This window comes from Sphingobacterium sp. FBM7-1, assembly GCF_020687765.1.
Taxonomy (GTDB): Bacteria; Bacteroidota; Bacteroidia; order Sphingobacteriales; family Sphingobacteriaceae; genus Sphingobacterium.
In genome coordinates, this window is record NZ_JAJEWJ010000006.1 from 149,747 (window position 1) to 167,604 (window position 17,858).

General features: G+C 40.6%; 13 protein-coding genes. All 13 read right to left on the bottom strand.

What is annotated here, in order from left to right:
• Nucleotides 1-96 precede the first annotated feature (96 nt).
• The 13 genes from LKO28_RS11800 to LKO28_RS11860 all read right to left on the bottom strand — a co-directional run bounded on the left by LKO28_RS11800 (nucleotide 97) and on the right by LKO28_RS11860 (nucleotide 17,728).
• Nucleotides 97-1,449 (bottom strand): polysaccharide lyase 6 family protein, encoded by a 1,353-nt coding sequence (locus tag LKO28_RS11800; RefSeq protein ID WP_227695070.1) that lies wholly within the window; start codon nucleotides 1,447-1,449, stop codon nucleotides 97-99.
• Complete coding sequence (locus LKO28_RS11805; RefSeq protein ID WP_227695071.1) at nucleotides 1,436-3,625, bottom strand: chondroitinase-B domain-containing protein; 2,190 nt, start codon at nucleotides 3,623-3,625, stop codon at nucleotides 1,436-1,438. Before LKO28_RS11805 ends, LKO28_RS11800 begins: the two co-directional genes overlap by 14 nt.
• Nucleotides 3,626-3,652: 27 nt before the next feature.
• Entirely contained in the window at nucleotides 3,653-4,357 is a 705-nt protein-coding gene (locus LKO28_RS11810) for a hypothetical protein (RefSeq protein WP_227695072.1), read from the bottom strand.
• 27 nt (nucleotides 4,358-4,384) lie between these two features.
• The gene (locus tag LKO28_RS11815) at nucleotides 4,385-5,671 is read right to left on the bottom strand and encodes a hypothetical protein (protein ID WP_227695074.1); all 1,287 of its coding nucleotides are present in this window, start codon (nucleotides 5,669-5,671) and stop codon (nucleotides 4,385-4,387) included.
• Between the two features lie 12 nt (nucleotides 5,672-5,683).
• The gene (locus LKO28_RS11820) at nucleotides 5,684-7,261 is read right to left on the bottom strand and encodes a RagB/SusD family nutrient uptake outer membrane protein (protein WP_227695075.1); all 1,578 of its coding nucleotides are present in this window, start codon (nucleotides 7,259-7,261) and stop codon (nucleotides 5,684-5,686) included.
• A gap of 12 nt (nucleotides 7,262-7,273) precedes the next feature.
• Nucleotides 7,274-10,468: a SusC/RagA family TonB-linked outer membrane protein gene (locus LKO28_RS11825; RefSeq protein WP_227695077.1), complete on the bottom strand. Its 3,195-nt coding sequence runs from the start codon at nucleotides 10,466-10,468 to the stop codon at nucleotides 7,274-7,276.
• 72 nt (nucleotides 10,469-10,540) lie between these two features.
• On the bottom strand, nucleotides 10,541-11,293 hold the full coding sequence (locus LKO28_RS11830) for an SDR family NAD(P)-dependent oxidoreductase (protein ID WP_227695078.1): 753 nt from the start codon (nucleotides 11,291-11,293) through the stop codon (nucleotides 10,541-10,543).
• Between the two features lie 10 nt (nucleotides 11,294-11,303).
• Entirely contained in the window at nucleotides 11,304-12,572 is a 1,269-nt protein-coding gene (locus LKO28_RS11835; protein ID WP_227695079.1) for an MFS transporter, read from the bottom strand.
• 11 nt (nucleotides 12,573-12,583) lie between these two features.
• On the bottom strand, nucleotides 12,584-13,612 hold the full coding sequence (locus LKO28_RS11840; protein WP_227695080.1) for a chondroitinase-B domain-containing protein: 1,029 nt from the start codon (nucleotides 13,610-13,612) through the stop codon (nucleotides 12,584-12,586).
• A 10-nt stretch (nucleotides 13,613-13,622) separates the two neighbouring features.
• The gene (locus LKO28_RS11845) at nucleotides 13,623-14,477 is read right to left on the bottom strand and encodes an alpha/beta hydrolase (RefSeq protein WP_227695081.1); all 855 of its coding nucleotides are present in this window, start codon (nucleotides 14,475-14,477) and stop codon (nucleotides 13,623-13,625) included.
• Nucleotides 14,474-14,827: a cupin domain-containing protein gene (locus LKO28_RS11850; protein ID WP_227695082.1), complete on the bottom strand. Its 354-nt coding sequence runs from the start codon at nucleotides 14,825-14,827 to the stop codon at nucleotides 14,474-14,476. Before LKO28_RS11850 ends, LKO28_RS11845 begins: the two co-directional genes overlap by 4 nt.
• Nucleotides 14,824-16,977, bottom strand: coding sequence for a heparinase II/III family protein (locus LKO28_RS11855; RefSeq protein ID WP_227695083.1), 2,154 nt, complete (start codon nucleotides 16,975-16,977; stop codon nucleotides 14,824-14,826). The genes LKO28_RS11850 and LKO28_RS11855 overlap by 4 nt, the downstream gene beginning before the upstream one ends.
• Before the next feature lie 28 nt (nucleotides 16,978-17,005).
• Nucleotides 17,006-17,728 carry a FadR/GntR family transcriptional regulator gene (locus LKO28_RS11860; RefSeq protein ID WP_227695085.1) on the bottom strand — a complete coding sequence of 241 codons (723 nt, stop codon included), beginning with the start codon at nucleotides 17,726-17,728 and terminating at the stop codon, nucleotides 17,006-17,008.
• Nucleotides 17,729-17,858: the final 130 nt, after the last annotated feature.

Here is a 17,858-nt window from a genome sequence, read left to right on the forward strand (position 1 = left end):
TTATTTTTTTAAACTTTATAGTGTTGTCTACGAAATCGTTGCCAATCCACCTAATATACATGGTAGTTTCCGGTAGGATGTTGTCACTTTGGGCGATTATTTACCTACTAGTTTTGTTTGATCTAGATTTGTCCCGTCAGGACCTATCTTGTTGCTCTTGTCTAGCCAAAAAGCAGGCATATCGGTATATATGCCATATTCGTTGGCCTCCAGTAACTCATTTAGTTTCAAAAACCCATTTTCCGATATAGAAGCATTTGTTTGATTATTATCAATGCTTAACCCAATTGGCTGTGCTTCATATTTAATGACGGTAGAAACATTTTGTAATATATTGCCTTGTATGGTAAGGTTTTTGGGAACGACGGTACGGGTAGTATTGGCACCGGCACCGATAATGATACCTTCTGCGCATCCAACAACAATGTTGTTTTTGACTTGTGCGTCCTGGACTTGAAAATATGCATTAAGCTCCGGGTTTTCTACGGCATTCATAATCGATAAGGAAGCTCGTAAAGATTTTCCTTTTAGTTTATAGAGATAATTACCTTCCACAAGATGACGTTCCCCGATGACACGTATTCCACCCGAGTTGGCTTTTTCATTGCCAATAAAGAAGTTATTTCGGATGATATTATCATTTCCATGACGGAGTGTCAATGTTCCCGAGCATTCGTAGAAAAGGTTATCCTCGATGGTATTATGGCATGACTTGACAGAAATGATCTCAATTTCACCATCACAATTGTCGAAGATATTATTGATGACGAGTGTGTTGGATGAATGCATAGACCAATGGCTTGTTCCTATCCGGATGGTCTCGCCCCCATTTGTTCCCAGTTCAGGACGATGGCCGAAGTAATTCCGGGTAATGATATGATGATTGGGATTTTCATCTAGCCATACCACAAGAGTGGTTCCTGAATGAGTTTTACCTGTAAACTCACAGTTTACCACGGCATTATGCGTGCCGTACAGAGAGACCCATTTGTAATCTACTTCCTTGTTATCGGGATTGTAATCCAATATGGCCGTATTCTTCAACGTACAGTGGGATGATTTTTTGGAGAATATAATCACATCTTTCCCTGTTGAAAATCCATCCTTAAACACAAACCCATCCGCAATGATCCACTCACCGTCTATCGTTAGATTAGAGTTTTTGGAAAAGCTTGTTTTTTGGGGGTCGGCTACCCGAAAGACGATTGGCTTATCAGCTGTCCCTATGCCTTTCAGCGTTATTTGACTGTTTTCCCATAGGCTGTCCACAAGATAAATGGTGTCTCCAGGGTTGGGATTTAAGGCATGTAGTTCATCGACGTTTTTAACTTCAATTCTTACGGCCTGATCAGGTCGGGGATCAGCGTAGGGTGTATTGATGGTGGCCGAACAGTTGCTATAGAACAAGATGATGGATAACAATACGATGGTGTTTTTATATAAGTTCATGGCTTCCTATTATTTGATTGTTTTTAAAAGATTTTGGGAGCTGTTTGTTTAATTCTTTGTAGTCCATGAGAATCGGTTTTTCAGCACTGTTTTGCCCACTATTTTGCGGGTAAAAAGTTTCGATTTTTCCAGATTCGAAAAAATTGGAATTTTCGATAAGGATATCATGATATCGAAATTCACGGCATTCAATACTTCGTCCCCCTTGGCCAGACTTGTATACATTGTTGTTCGTGAAACGAATGTATTGTGGCCCTATTAATCTTACGGCAGCACCTTGTTCTTTGTTATCGACTTCATTGAATGTACAATGGTATATCTCCACAAAAGGGCCGGTCGTACTCTCATCATTTCCACCTCTATAGATATCAACAGCACTATTTAATATATTGGAAAATATACAATCTTTAATCCATACATTTTCAACATTGTAGATGCCTTTATCTTCGCGTTCGGCGTTATAGGCTATACCGGTGCCCGATATGTTATAGAACACACAGTTTTCTATGTGGAGTGAATCGGCAAAAGAGGCTTTCTCGGCTTTTATTCCCGCAAAGGTACTTTCGTTAAAATCGGTAAATGTGCAGTTTTTGACTTTTAAGGTGTAGCGCTGTAATACACCGTCGATATCCGTATTGATTCCCGCGCGAACATTTCCGTAGCTTTCATGCGTGCCTAGAAAATGAATGTTTTCTATATGGAGTGAGCCGTTGTTGGCGATAATAATAAATGCTGGCAGCGTCTTGTATGTGTTACTTACTAAGGTCTGTTTTTGATTACTGGTGATGACCAACGGTTTGTCAATAATGAGGGGCTGCTCCAAACCGAAGATCAATTGGTCGGATTGCAGGAAAAGCGTATCCTGTGCCTGTGCATGTTGGAGGACGTTGTGCAATTCTTCCGCGTTTCGGATGATATGCTTCGTAGGAAAATAGGCATCTGTTTGTACATCTTTGGATACTAAAGTAGAACCAAAGCTATCGCTGTTTACCTTTACATCCTGGAAAACATCTGACGTGTTGTTGTTGGCGAAGGTTATTCCTTTTCCATTGTTATCGATATACCATTCTTTGCTGTACAGTACAAAAGCATTGTTTTCAAACGCAATATTTTCTGGTGCGACGGTACGTTCGTTATCTTTCCCGCCGCCAAATACCAAACTTCCGGACTGGACGAAAGTATTATGATGGATCTTGACATCTTTCACAGGCATGTAGCGGTTTATTAGCGAATTAGGAACACCGTTCATAATCGTTAATGGTGATCTGAATCCTTTACCACGAAGGTTTTTGAATATGTTGTTTTTGATGACATGGCCGGAATTAACCATTCGGACGCCCCCGGTTTCCTTTTGGAAGTTACCGTCAAATATATTACCATCTACAACATTGTTATCGCCATGACGCAATACCAAAGAACCTTCGCATTCGAAAAAATAATTTCCTGCTATGTAATTGGTGCCAGATTTTATCGAAACGATTTCCGTTTCTCCTGAGCAGTGCTCAAAAAAATTATTGATCAATCGCGTGTTGGAATCGTGCATGGAGTAGCGGGAAACGCCTATCCGTATCGTTTCTCCTCCATTGGAGCCTAAACGATACCGGTTTTTAAAATGGTTTTTCTCGATAAGATGAAAATTCTTTTGGCTTCTTTCATCATTTAACTCGACAATAAGTACCGGGCCTGCATTGATTTTTCCGTCAAAAGTACAGTGGATAATACGATTGTGCTGCCCCCAAAGTATAACCCAATTATCGCTGTCAAAGCGATTCCGCTTATTGTAATGGTCAATAACAAAATTTTCAATCGTACAGTGGTTAGCCAGATCATCACTTATTCGAAATGTAATCACGGAATTTTTAGTCGCATGCCCGTTCCGGAAGTAGAAGTTTTTGAAGTGGAGATGTTCACCGGCTATGGATAGGGACGATACACCCTCTATGAATAAAGGGGCGTCATCGCTAGTGGTGATAACGATGGGTTGCTGTACTGTTCCATGTCCACGTATCTTCAAGCTGACGTCTTTCCATATACCAGCATTCGTAATGATGATTCGGTCTCCAGGATTTGCTTTTTTTACTGCCTGCTCAAGCTCCTGCGGTGTTGATACGGATATATCGTTACCAAAGATAATTAACGGTAGCAGGAGTAAGATGCTTCCAATTATTTTTTTCATGTTTTTCTCTTATTGCTCCCTAATAAATTAATCTTTTGGTATAGCCAAATCAAACTTTAAAGTCGATAAATTCTCGTTTTCTGTTACTTTTTTCATACGCATTAATACATTCATATTTCCCTGCTCCGTAGGAATTTTTGCCCAAATTAGATAGGTGTCTATCGTATTGAATACATTAGATGCAGGTGTTTCGGTTGTTGAATATCGTATTGCCGAACTCGACGGTTCTGGGATTCCCTTGAAGAGGTCGTCGGAAAGCTGGGTGATATCTCCGGAATTAAATGCTTCATAAATGGCGCGCTGTCTTTTGTTCGATGGGAGCAGTACCCGAAAACGGGTCGCTGTCCACTCAGCAGGCACCACTAGTGCTTCGTATGGAGCTCCATTACACCTGTAATTTTTGATGATATTCGTTGCATTGTTGGGCGAATAAATAGACACGCCCTTGCTTGTGTAGTAAGCGAGCAATGCTATTTTCTTTTCATTATTGTTCAGAGCACACGGGCCGATTAATTGGAACTCCGGCAATATAAGTGCGCTATTGTCAAAAGTAGTTTTACTGTTGCCCTGTGTATTCATCGTAATATCTTGGTGGATTTCACAACTTTTAGCATCCACCACCTCTTCTACTATCTCTTTTGTATTAAATACATCGAATATGGAAGTAAACGCGCCTCCGTGGAATGACAATAGAGGCAATGTAATCAGTAAGCTATTCATGAATGTTTTCATAATATTTATTGTTTAATATGTCTATACTTAATTTTTTGGCACCAAAAGATCAAACCGTATCGAAGATTCGTTGCCATTTTCTATCACTTCACGGATACGTAGCAAAACATTGATCGTACCTTGAGGATTTGGTATGGTTGCCCAGATCAAATAAGCCTCTTGGGTGAATATACTTGCCGATGCTCCCGCTGTAGAGGAATACCGCGGAGCGGAGCTGGAAGGAGCTGAGATTCCGTCAAAGAAATCATCTGATAAATCGGGGATATTGTTGGTATTATAGGCATCATATACCTGTTGTTGCCTTGAATTTGATGGTAGCAATACCCGAAAGCGTGTCGCGACCCAGTTCGACGGAGATGTGATAGGTGTGTAAGGTGAGCCGTTGCATCGGTAATTTCCAATAATATTTGTGGTGTTGGTAGGTGCATAAAATGATACACCACTACTGGTAGCATAGGTAAAGAAAGATATCGCTTCCTCTTTATTAGCGAAATTACAAGGCCCTATCAATTCAAAACTCGGCAATAGCATGGCGTTATTATTGAAGGTTACGGCGTTGGTACCTTGTGCGCTCATGATTACATTGGTGTATATCTCGTAAGGAAGGATCGGAATAGCTATTACAGCTTCTGATGACAACCCATAGGCGTCGTGCATAATGAGTTTTAGATTTGCTGCATTTGGTCTATATGTGTAAGCGTAATCAAATGTGTGTGTTGTTTCACCGTTTAAATCTATTTCGTGCACTTTTACAAAAGTCCCTTGGTAATCATCGTGCAGTTCGATTTTTGTGATACCATTTTCCGATTTCGCAGTGGCGGCGATTTGGATGATGTTCGCTTCATCGGGAACCAATGACGCGGGGATGTCCTCCCAAAAAGGTAATGGGGGCGTAAAGCTTTGGATGTTGATAAAAGCTTCGTCGGAGCTATTATCTGTTCGTTTAATCATCAGTTTTAATCCGGAAACATCCTGCATGGGTATATGCTCAAATAAACTAGCCTCCATGACATATTGGATGTTTCGTTTGCTATCGAGGTCTTGTGTATAGGTGATATCTACTAATGAATCACTCACGCCTTCTCTGATAAGATAAGTATATATAAAGTTGATATCTTTTTGGGAAGTAATTTGTGCTTCAATATTATTCTGGGGCGTAAATGTTTTCGTTGCGGTGTTAAAAGTATAATCTTGTGCTTCGACAACATCTTTTGCTCCCTTATCGTTGAGAATCACGTCCTCACTTTTTTTAGAACAAGCCAGTATGCCGAAAATACATACGGTTATGGCTATGATATGAACTATAGTTTTCATCACGTTTATGGTTTAATATCCAGGATTTTGTTCAAGTTCTAATTCATTGTTTGTGGTAATCTCCCGAAGCGGAATAGGCAAAAGCAATCGCTGCTCCGTCACTTTTGCTTTTAAATCTTCCAGGGAAATTGCTGGAACAATTCGGCTGTAATGCTCGGGATATTCGTTCTCGAAATGTTGTTTCAAAGTTTCTATCGCTTTGCCAAATCGTACGAGATCGAAGAAACGTTGGTTTTCAAATGCCAATTCTAACTTGCGTTCGTTCAGCAAAGCGTCGATAAATCGCGACTCGCTATCGATACTGTTTGTACCTGTGGTCGGGTAGGTGAAGAATTGGGCGGAAAAAGCAGAAGAACCATCGTATTCTACGGCGCCCGCTCTTTCTCGAACGGTGTTGATGAGCTGTACAGACTCTCCATTTGGCCCGTCATACCCAAGTGCTTCGGCTTTCATAAGCAATATATCTGCATATCGTAGAACAGGAAAATCGTTTTCCGCGTCATAACGTGTCATTATAGGCGAAACGTACTTCTTTACATAAGGCTTCGTAGGACTATAAATGGCGAGATTGGCAGCATATCGGGTATCCTTGTTGGTTGCATGTGAAGTATAATACATGGACATGGCTTCATAGGTCGGGAAATTTAGACCATCACCATCATTGTTTACAACAGCCGATCCTGAGCCAGTGGGAGCAAAAAGATTAGCAAATGGAGAGCCCAAACCAAAACCGCCGGCCTTGTATCGAACAGCGAATAGGATTTCTGCATTCATTTCATTTCCAATCGAGAAAACATCGCTATAACTCGTTGCTAATTCATGTCCGCTTTTACTGATTACTTCATTCAGTTCCAATAAAGCATCGTTTTTTCTGTCGAGTGTCAGGAATACCTTAGCTAACATTGCTCGAGAAGCCCAGTGGGTGACGCGCCCTAAATCGTCCGACGGAATGTTCTGATATTGTATTGCGGGAAGAACTTCGATGGACCTTTGTAAGTCAGCGATGATTAAATTATAGACATCTTCTTTGGTATCGTAATTTTTTGATTTTGATGTGTTGGGGTTTACGGGTTCTGTTACCATAAAGATATTCCCAAATAACCTGACCATATTAAAATAGTGATAAGCCCGAATGAACAATGCCTCTCCCACAATATGTTGCCATTCCGTTTCCGTCATATTGGCATTTCGTTGGATTTGGTGATCGCCGTCTATATACCGAACACCCATATTGTTTAATAGGTAGTTTACTGCACGGATGTTTCGGTATGTATTTATCCAGTAATCATACACTTGGAGATGATCGGCATTTAGGGTGAACATATCCAATTCGTTTTGTTCTATTCTAGGTGCAGCACTGCTATTTGCCACGCCTTGTAAGGAGAGATCAGAACGTAACTCCGTCATCATCCACTCATTATATAGTGGTGCATGCATCCCATTGTAGCAACCCGTAAGTGCCGTATTAGCTTCTTTGTAGTCACGATAGAATGCACCAACGCCGACATTGGATATAGGGTCTATATCAATTATTCGTTCGCAAGAACTTAGCGCAACGACTAACATGCTGTATAACAATATTCTTTTCATGATTTTGTCAGTTTAAAAATTGAAATCTAGACCAAACGTGTATGTACGCATTAGGGGGAAGGCACCACGTTGATAGCCATTTACTAATGGATTATTATAGTTACCCGAGGTGGTACGGGCTTCTGGATTAATACCCCTGTAGTTGTTACCCATAAAATAAAGTAGGTTTTCTCCGGAGGCGTACAGTCGTAGCGCTTTGACCCCGAGCTTGTTTAGTGTTTTTTGTTTGAATGTGTAACCGAATATAACGGATCGTAGGGAAGCATAAGAGGCACTTTCCACAACATAGTCCGTTAACATCCAATTGACGCCGTTGGTAAGATAAGGCGTTTCGCCATCGCCGGGATACATTTCACTTATCCATCTGTTTTCGACTACGTTGCGGTTAAAACGTTTAGACTCATTATAGTTATGATCGCCATTGACTAGCTGGCCACCTTGTACCCCTTGTACCAAAAAACTCAGATCTAAATCTTTGTATTTAAACGTGTTTGTGATGCCCCAAGTGAAATCAGGGAAAGGAGAGCCGATAACGGTACGGTCATTTTGATCGATCATGTTATCGTTATTCACATCCACGATTTTAAGTCCGCCGGCCATGAGATAATTACTGATGTTGGTTGTCAATCCATTAGCCACCGCTTCGTCTATTTGAGATTGTGAAAGCCAAACACCATCTGTTTTGTAACCGAAGAACTGAATAGAAGGTTGACCTATAGTGGCCGCATAAACCTCATTTCTTTCCCCAAAACTATATTGGAAAGGCTCACCGCCTAAATCAATCAGCGTATTTTTATTGTGACTGATGTTTAAATTAGTTGTCCATTCAAAATGAGGTTTTGTCATATTTTTGGTCGTCAATTCGATCTCTATACCTTTATTTTGAACTTTTCCGGCATTATTAATATATTCATCGGAACCACTAAATGCCATAGTGGCTTGATTGTAAAGTAGCCGATCCGTTTTTGAATTGTAATATTCAACCGTTAGCGCGATACGGTTCTTTAAAAAAGCGACGTCAAGACCGGTGTTGGATTCAAATGTTCTTTCCCAGGTGATATTCGGATTTGCCAACAATGCTCCATTGGGAGAGAGGCCTAAATTTATATTGCCCGTACCCGAACCAAAAGCATAGTTCGCGGGATACATCAGATCCTGAAAGGCGAAGCTATTAATTCTGTTGTTTCCTGTGGCGCCGTAGCTTGAGCGGACTTTCAAGGAACTCAGCCATGATATGTCTTTCATAACGTTTTCTTCCGAAATCATCCAGCCTGCGGAGATCGACGGAAAGCTACCATACTTGTTCCCTTTAGCAAAATACGAGCTGCCGTCAATACGATAAGACGCAGCTAACATGTATTTATTATCAAAATCGTATGTAATCCGACCGAGATAGGATATCAATCCGATTTGGTCTTTCAATGTATTTGTCAAACTTTGATCTATCTGTCCGGCTTGATTTAATGTTTTAAAATCTTCTGTTGGAAAATCTCTGCCGACCATATTGGCATCATCGATCCAGGTTTGTTGCGTCGTGAAGCCCAATAACCCTGTGAAGTTGTGTTTTTGAATGTTTTTCGTATAATTTAGGGTGTTTTCCCACAGAAAATCTTTGTAGTGACGGGTGAAAAGTGTCGCTTGGTTCACTGCGCCGTCTTGTCTAGCATCACTCTGTGTAAATACTTGATTTTGGTTAATATTGTAATATCCGCCTACGGAGGTTTTGAAGATTAGATTTTTAATGATTTCATAATTGAGATCCATGCTTCCAAGCAAACGATACCGGATACGGGAATTATTTACGCGATCGGCAATCGAAAGTGGCGTGTTGTTGGCCGTATTCCAAGGATCTAAAGTGCCTGAACTCGTCCATAAAGTGCCATCAGGCATATACCCCGAATATCGTAGACTATTAAAATGTCGTGCTTGCGCATAGTCTCCGGCTTTTATATTTGCCCATTGCGAATTCTGGTTTACATATGCCGCTGAAAATTCAGTGTGATAAGCTGGAACGGAAGAATACCAGCGGTAATAGTCTGTGTAATTTACACCTGGTCTTTGTGTTTTATTGTAAGATGGATTGATGTTAAAGTTTAGTTTCAGTTTTGGGCTAAGTGTCGCATTAATCTTGGCACGTATTGACATGCGGTCGTTTTCATTGTAACGCATTGCGCCTTCATCTGTTTGTGCATTCGCTGTCAAAAAATATTTTATTTCTTTTTTACCTCCCGAAAGACCAATCTGAAGATTGCTGATGGTCGCTGGTTGCAAGGCAAGTTGCTGCCAGTTTGTCGACTGACCAATAATTTGATTTTCGATAACGTACTGTGCTCGCTCATTATTATTGATTAAATTTCTTCTATTTTCCGGTACGGAGGGATCGTTTTCGCGTAATGCGGCTTCGCCGTATAGTTTGGTTACATATTCAGACATGGTCATTATGGGATGTAGTTCCAAGGTATTTCGTACACCTGTGTATGCTTTTACGGAGTATTGCGGGCGATCTGCTACACCTTCTTTTGTGGTAATTAAAATAACCCCGTTCGCTGCCCGCGAACCATAAATGGCAGCAGATGCAGCATCTTTCAATACCTCTATGGACTCTACATCTTGTGGATTCACAAAGGATAGACCGTCGGGTACAGGGTAGCCATCTACGACGACCAAAGGCGATGTGTTTGAACTGATGGAATTAAATCCTCGTACACGTACGACAGGTTCCGCGCCGACCTCCGAAGAAACGTTTTGGATAGAAACACCCGCTATTTTCCCGATTAGCGCGTTATCTAGGCGAGAGGAGGGCATTTCGTCGAGATTGGTATTGACCAGTTTGCTAACGGAGCCTGTTACGGAGGATTTCTTTTGTATACCATAGCCGATTACGACGACTTCTTCAATTTCTTTTTCTTCAGGATCCAAAGATATTTTTAGATTTTCTGTGTCGTTAATCTGTTTTGCATAACGCTGATACCCTATTGCAGATATGAGTAATATTTCCCCTTTTTCTACCCTTATTTCAAATTTACCCTGTTCATCTGTTTTTGTTGCTTGCTTGCTGTTCTGTACAGAAATGCTTGCTCCCGATATAGGAGAGCCTAGCGCATCTATTACTTCTCCAGTGACTTTTACCCTCGTTTGTCCATAAAGGTTTCCAGATGATATGGAAAATAAGAAGGTGAATAACATGATGTAAATCGATGTTTTCATGATCATATGGTTTATAATGTAATTGAATAGCAAATGGACACACATGGGTTAGATGTCCATTTGCTTGTCTATTTATGAGAAACTTAATCCTCCGTTGATATCCACGTTCGTTCCGCTCACAAAGCTCGATTCTTCTGATACCAAATATGCAACTAGATCGGCTACTTCCGATGCTTGCCCTTCCCGTCTAAGCGGAGTAGCATTAGCTGTATTTTGACGTGCTTCCGGTTTTGTAAACGTATCATGAAAAGTCGTAGCAATCATGCCCGGAGCGACGCCATTTACGCGAATACCTTTGGGACCTAATTCTTTTGCCAAGGAACGGGTATAGGTCATCAATGCCCCCTTTGAAGTAGCATACGCACTTGCTCCTGGACCACCGCCATCTCGTCCGGCTAGCGAGGTAAAGTTGACTATTGCACCTCCTTGAGGCATATAGGGGAGCGTGTTTTTTACAGCAAGGAAAACACTCTTTAAGTTTAGGTTGAGTACATAGTCCCAAAATTCCTCATCCATTTCTTCTGTTGTTTTTCTGGCGACCAGTCCGCCAGCTACATTCACCAAAATGTTGATTTCATTGCCATACTTGTCAGCAGCAGTCTGCACGATCCTTTCGATATCTTCGGATTTCGTCACATCAGCGTAGACCAACGTTGCTTCTCCACCAAACGCTTGAATTAGTTCCAGGGTTTTTTTTGCTTTTTCTTCATTGCCGAAATAGTTTATAACGACTTTAGCACCTTCTTTTGCTAATTTGATAGATACTTCTCTGCCGATGTCTCTTCCTCCTCCTGTTACAATAGCGACTTTGTTTTTTAATTTCATATCTGTTTTTTTATTTTTTTGAGTAAATATATTTTATACTAATCCATGATAGTGGTACCAGAGCGGCAGCTAATGCGAAAAACGATATGTAGCTGGTCTGTGTGATAATGGGTACAGCCCATGTTGTAATAAGCGTTCCTAATACAGCTGCAGTTCCCCCCATTCCCGATACGGTACCTACGTTTTTTCCGTTGAAATAATCACTTGGTAGTGTTTGGATATTGTTGATTAAAAACTGGAAGCCAAACAACGTCATTCCGATGAGGCACATAGCGAAGACAGGAGACTCCCGTAGATTATCCAAACGTATTAATATGATAATTAATGATATAATCATAATGACTGCACCAATGGTTACGGCTTCTTTTCGTGCTTCTACTGCTGGTAAATTTTGCCGGATGCGGTAAGAAGAATAGTAGCCTCCGCTCAGGGAACCCAAAGCCGCAAATAAATAGGGAACCCATGCAAAAGCTCCAATTTGCTTGATGTCAAAATGGAATTGTTCCTTTAAAAATGTGGGAAGCCATGTGACGAACAGCCACCATACGGGATCAATAAAAAAACGCGAGAGTATAATTCCCCAGGTGTTTTTGATTTTCAATAATGCTTTCCAATGGAGTTTCTCCACTGTTGGTAATACTACATTATCTTGAACCTGTACAATATATTGTTTTTCTTCCTCTGTGATAAAAGCGTGTTTTTCGGGTACGTTTCGATTGAAATATAGCCATGGTATGAGCCAAATTATACCTAAAAAGCCAATAAGGACAAACGTAGCTTTCCAACCAAAAGCAAGGTATAATAAAACGATAATTGGGGCCGAAATCACGGAACCTAAGCTCGCACCTGCACCAAAGATCCCTTGGGCAATTGCCCGTTCTTTAGGAGGAAACCATTCCGCATTGCTTTTTGTTGCGCCCGGCCAATTACCGGCCTCAAAAAATCCCAGAAAAAGTCGGAAAATGCTAAAACTCATGATAGATCTGGCGAACGCATGTAATGCTATGGATAAGCTCCATCCCAGTATGGAAATGGTCATTCCCAAACGTGTACCGATCGCGTCCATCATTTTGCCAGTAGCCGTTTGACCGATCGCGTAGGCAATCATAAAGAATGTCGTGATAGCCGCTAGCGCATTTTTCGAATCAGCGGCATCAATTCCAAAATCTTCATGTATATAGGGCCAAAGGATATTAATAGCACTCCTATCGATGTAGTTGATAACCGTCGCAATCGCGATTAACGTGATGATATACCATCTTAAACCTTTTATTTTCATTTGAATATTGTTTATTTATTCGTTATGGTAATGTTGGTTAAGCCTTTTTGGGCACCTTCCTGTTCGTTTGTATCGTCAATAATATTACCCACTGCTTCGCCCTTACTGCTTTTCAGCCGTACGTTGATGGCATAACCTGCTGCATTAACTTGAAAGCTGTTGTTGCTGAATATATTATAACTGCCCCAACCCTCATAAGCGCAATTAACCTGTACACCGTCCAGGAAGTTTGTGTTAGAACCGTCGTGATACCCTTGGTTGTTCTCTATCTGGTAGCTGTTTCCTTTAACATCCAACCAGCTATCTGCACTATTTTCACCGGAAATTCCATCAGCGTAAAACGTATTATAAGCAATCAAACCATAGGACGTGCCTTCTTTTATATCGATACATTCCGCTGTGATACCCGATCCGATTTTATTGTTTATAACGGCGTTGTAATCACATTTGTCCGGTTCTCCATTCGTGTATCTTGCCCAATTGCTGTTAGCTGTTCCGATATAAATGCCTTCGCCATAACCTGGTCTTTTTAGGCCAGTAGTGGAGATATCGCAATGTTGTACGACATTATGGCTGCTGAATTTCCGTAGATGTATAGCTTCTTCGCCAGTATTTTTTACAGTAAGGTGGGTTAAGGTATTGAAAGAGGCATTATCAGCCATGAAACCTTTTAACCCATTTTGTAACGTCATCTTTTTAATTTTACAATAGTTACCTTGTAAATGGAATACATATCCTGTATTGGTATCACCTGCATCTAAAATAGTTGCGGGTCCGGCGCCCTCTACAATGATCGGGTGCGTTTCCGTGCCACTTTTTGCGAGTATAAATCTGCCCTCATACGTACCTGGAGCAACTACAATGGAATCACCTGGCTGTGCCTCCGCCAAAGCTTTTTTTAACTGCGTAGTACTTTCTACCTTAATGAGTGTATAAGCGTGGGAATTTTGAGGTTGACTTTCGTCTGTCGGCAGTTGAACGAGTGACGTTGCTCCGCAGGAAACGCCTGTTAAGAAAATAAAAAAGATGAGCTGTTTCATTCGTATAGATTTAAATAATGTTGAGCTTCTTTATAAATAGCATTATCCGTTTACTGATTTCTTGATTCTCCTCTTTCGGAAATTTACCATGAAGGCCGTCTTTAACGACATATAGTTCATGGTATACTTTCGCACCGTCCAACTTCTTTTGTAGATCGTAAGACATTTCGATCGGTACAATGGGATCTGCATCCCCGTGTACAATAAAGATAGGTGGGGTGTTTTCGTTGACATAACTGATGGGAGAGACGGATGCGATAAACTTGTTGCTTTGGTGATTTTCGCCCAACCATTGTTGTGCGGATTTACTTTTCCATGCCTTCACCTCGGTAATACCATACTTATCGATGACGGCGGCTACGCGCATGTCTTCAACAGGAAGACAGTTTTTGTCAAACCTCTTGTCATTGCCCAATAAGCCGCCCATAAGCGCCAGATGCCCACCAGCCGATCCGCCCATAATGATAACCTTGTTAGGGTCGATGTTCAGTTCTTTGGCGTGGTACTTTACATAGGCGATGACGGCGCGGACATCCTCAATGGCCGCAGGTGCTGGTGCAATTTGGGATAAACGATAACCCATATTGGCGACGGCAATATCGTTTTTGAACCAAGAACCAAACCCACGTTGTGTCTCTTTAGAGCCTTTGTTCCAACCGCCACCGTGGATATTGATAACGATAGGTGTCGGCGAGGGATTTGTCGCATTAAAATAGATGTCGACTAATCCAACCCAATCATTGACTTTAGCATATTCTACATTAAGTTTCTTGGAAAAATTTGCAGGATGAGTGACCGTATCAATCTGGGCGTTACTATATGACCAAGAAATTATGAATAATAGTATAAAAGCAATCTTTTTCATCTTGTTACTTTTTTGAGTAAAAAGTCCTCCCGCAATGGCGAGAATACGTCGATTAGCATTCCTGGTTCGATACAAACACATCCGTGTGTGGCATGTGGTGGTACGTAATAACCATCTCCCTTACTTATGATTTTTTCTTCATCGTCTATGGTCATTTTGAAGAGACCACTTTCTACATAAGTAACTTGTGCGTGAAAGTGACTATGCAGTTCGCCTATGGCTCCCGCCTCAAATTGTGCTTTTACAAGCATAATGGTGTCATCGTAACCGTACACCTGACGTTTTATTCCATTTCCAAGGTCTTCCCATTGGATGTTGTCGTTGAATTGAAAGTTTTCGCTCTGTATCATAATTGTTTTATTTGTATGTTGGAAATTATATTATCGGTTAAATCTGCTTCAAGTTGAAATACGCGCGCACCAACTTCAAAACTTATATTGAAGTTGTTTTTTTCTGCCGGCGTGGTTTTGAAGTTTTTTACAGCAGGATCTGCATCACTGATCGTTTCGTCTGTTGGGTTAATATCGCCGTATGTTTCTATTAATTGCGCAAATACAGCCTCATGTAAATTTTCTTGTCTTAATACGATCCCCCGTGTCGGTATGAGGTTGAGCTGTGGATCATCGGCACCTAGATGCACGTGATTTAGTATGTTATGTGGACTTTGGCTGGCAAAATGGACTTTATAAAATTTATAATTGCTCAGTAATGTAATATAATCACCGTGGGATTGAAGAGCATACGAGCTATTAAGCCATAAATGTTGGTAACCGTTTTTCTCACCAAAAGCGTGTAACGAAGCCTTCGCTTCTACATCTTTTTTACGTTGATCGACAACTTGTCCGATATAATAATAGGGAAGATCAACCGTTTTTAGTGCATTGTCACTGTGTATATAGCTGACATCGACAATAAGTGGTTTCTTTAATTCATTTATTTGGATCGTTATAAGAGCGCGCGAAATTTTTGTCTGTGGGTAAGAATGGCTTTCAGAAGCAATAACGTATTTCAATGTATCGTGATCGTATAACGTTATATGCATAGGAGCAAAGTGTTCCGCTCGATCTACATTTCCATCAAACTGCGACGTCTCATTGATGACAATCGTATTGTGTGCGATGCTTTGTTTTGCCCACGTATTGTTTTCTTTTAAATAATGACCACCAGATTTGCTTTCGATATTTAAGAAGCGCGCTGCGCCATAATCAGGAAATACTTCGAAGCCATTATCATAGAGAAGGAAGTTCAGGCGATCAAAATGCCCATGCCCCATTCCGTGTGTCGTGTTTTTAAGAACCAGTGTCTGTTGTGTATCTTCGTCTCCATGACGGAGAATACCGATCCCCCCCTTTTTTCCATCCTTACCGTCTCTTATAAGCGTAGTTTTGTAATCGAAGTTCTTTGATTTACCCAAAAATATATCCCGTGCTACCTTTAATCCTGCATCGGAGATAATTACTTTGTTTTGCCTTTTAGCCATCCCTAACAATGTAGGATTCGTGTCAATATCGCTATAAGCAACGTTGTTGGCCAATATTAACTCGTTACTCTTTATAGATTTATCTTTGATAGCATCATTTAACGGAAAGAGAAGACCATCGGTATAGCTTGTTTGGAATACAGTTTCTATGGCTTTAGCAAGAAGACGGTCTCGGTATTCGAATATCTTGATTTCTGGTTTATAGTTATGCAATGCTTGAGCAAATAAAACGAAGGGCGATAGCGCATACCGTTGATAATAGGGGCCTTCCGCATAGTATCCGTCGGGTGAGAATAATTCGTCAAGCTGTTTCAGAAAACCTGTCTGTTTGTCCAGTGCACTACCGTATAGGGACTTGTTAACCCATTCCGGCTTATTTAATATTAGACCTGTGATGCCCACGGCGGCAATGCTCCACGTACCGTGATTATGGATTTTATCAAATACCGCTTTGTGCGAAATCATCAGGTATTCTGCCATAGGAATAAAAAGATCTTTTTCAATAATCTCCCGTTCTTGTGAGGAGAGTTCTGAAACAATTAGATCGTACGCTTGAATGGCATTTACGAGCCATACACAATCATTTAGATTCTGCCAAAAGATACGTCCACTGGGATGATTCTCTTTTCTTTTAGGGTGTTCCGGCCAGTCCTGATACTTTTTGGCGTAGGCTGTCAATATATTTTTGCTCAGATTAAGGTATTTGACGTCCTGCGTCACCTGAAAACAAATTGCGCTATTCAGGAGTAGTTGGTAATTTTTTTTGTGTAATTCGTGTGTATAACCTCCACCCGCATCTCGGGGTGTTGGAACAAGTAACTCGTTAATTAATTCATCATCTACAGATTGCTGGATATCCAAAAAGCTATTTTTCAGCAACGGAAATTCTTTCACACCTTCTCTTAATGCAGGTAGATTCGCTTTTGTCATTAACAAGCTAGGGTGCTCCTGTGCAGAAATAATCAGCGGAAAAAATAGAGCAAAAAATATACTGACCACATGTTTTATGTAGTTTTTCATGGTTTATTTGGGTTATGAAATTAAATTACTATCTGTTTTTTATTTCTCGTTGGCTTAATTCCCAGATATCGTTCAAATGCGTTCGCATTGCTTCTTCTGCAAGGCTTGCATTTTGTTGTTCGATAGCTTCATATATGGCACGATGCTCGTCGATTGCTTTATATACTTGATTTTCTCCACATACTTTTTTCTCCGTGATGTTCTTTACCAAATCGGGTATGAGATGAAGAATCATGGACGATATAACATTGTTTTGTGTCGCTTGTGCAATTTTGGTATGAAAAAGCATGTCTTCTTCGACGCTCGATTGATTGTTTTTCGTTTTTATCTCGAAACTTAGCATCGTTTCCTTTAAGACTTTTAGATCTTCTTCGGTGCGTCGAATAGCTGCCAATTGTACCGCGGTAATTTCTAGATGAAAACGTGCTTCAATTAAGGCATAGAAATCATCCTGATTAAAGTTAATGAGATCACCTATCATACTATCGATGATGTTGATACCCAAACCTGCTACATACGTTCCACTTTGCGGGTTTGTTTTTAGTAGTCCGTAGAATTGTAATTTTAGGATGGCCTCTCTCACATAACTTCTGCTCGTTTGAAATCTCTCACTCAATATGCGTTCAGAAGGCAGTTTATCACCAGGTTTCAATTGCCCTGAAACAATGAGATTCCTCATTTGGTGGATGATAATGTCCACCGGAGATTGCCTTTGTATGGCAGAGATACTTTCAATAATACTGTTGTTCATATAACATCTGTCTAAATTGGTAAACCAGTTATTGGTTGACCAATTTAGGAATAAATATGATATAAACAAAAAAATAATAAATATTTATGTTGCGAGTAAGCGTATACGAAATCGTTATCGTGAATAAACC

Bases quoted from the DNA above. Each gene is read 5' to 3' on its own strand.
- LKO28_RS11835 (WP_227695079.1), bottom strand. From the start codon at position 12,572: ATGAAAATAAAAGGTTTAAGATGGTATATCATCACGTTAATCGCGATT.
- LKO28_RS11830 (WP_227695078.1), bottom strand. From the start codon at position 11,293: ATGAAATTAAAAAACAAAGTCGCTATTGTAACAGGAGGAGGAAGAGAC.
- LKO28_RS11815 (WP_227695074.1), bottom strand. From the start codon at position 5,671: ATGAAAACTATAGTTCATATCATAGCCATAACCGTATGTATTTTCGGC.
- LKO28_RS11820 (WP_227695075.1), bottom strand. From the start codon at position 7,261: ATGAAAAGAATATTGTTATACAGCATGTTAGTCGTTGCGCTAAGTTCT.
- LKO28_RS11810 (WP_227695072.1), bottom strand. From the start codon at position 4,357: ATGAAAACATTCATGAATAGCTTACTGATTACATTGCCTCTATTGTCA.
- LKO28_RS11805 (WP_227695071.1), bottom strand. From the start codon at position 3,625: ATGAAAAAAATAATTGGAAGCATCTTACTCCTGCTACCGTTAATTATC.
- LKO28_RS11860 (WP_227695085.1), bottom strand. From the start codon at position 17,728: ATGAACAACAGTATTATTGAAAGTATCTCTGCCATACAAAGGCAATCT.
- LKO28_RS11825 (WP_227695077.1), bottom strand. From the start codon at position 10,468: ATGAAAACATCGATTTACATCATGTTATTCACCTTCTTATTTTCCATA.
- LKO28_RS11840 (WP_227695080.1), bottom strand. From the start codon at position 13,612: ATGAAACAGCTCATCTTTTTTATTTTCTTAACAGGCGTTTCCTGCGGA.
- LKO28_RS11850 (WP_227695082.1), bottom strand. From the start codon at position 14,827: ATGATACAGAGCGAAAACTTTCAATTCAACGACAACATCCAATGGGAA.
- LKO28_RS11845 (WP_227695081.1), bottom strand. From the start codon at position 14,477: ATGAAAAAGATTGCTTTTATACTATTATTCATAATTTCTTGGTCATAT.
- LKO28_RS11800 (WP_227695070.1), bottom strand. From the start codon at position 1,449: ATGAACTTATATAAAAACACCATCGTATTGTTATCCATCATCTTGTTC.
- LKO28_RS11855 (WP_227695083.1), bottom strand. From the start codon at position 16,977: ATGAAAAACTACATAAAACATGTGGTCAGTATATTTTTTGCTCTATTT.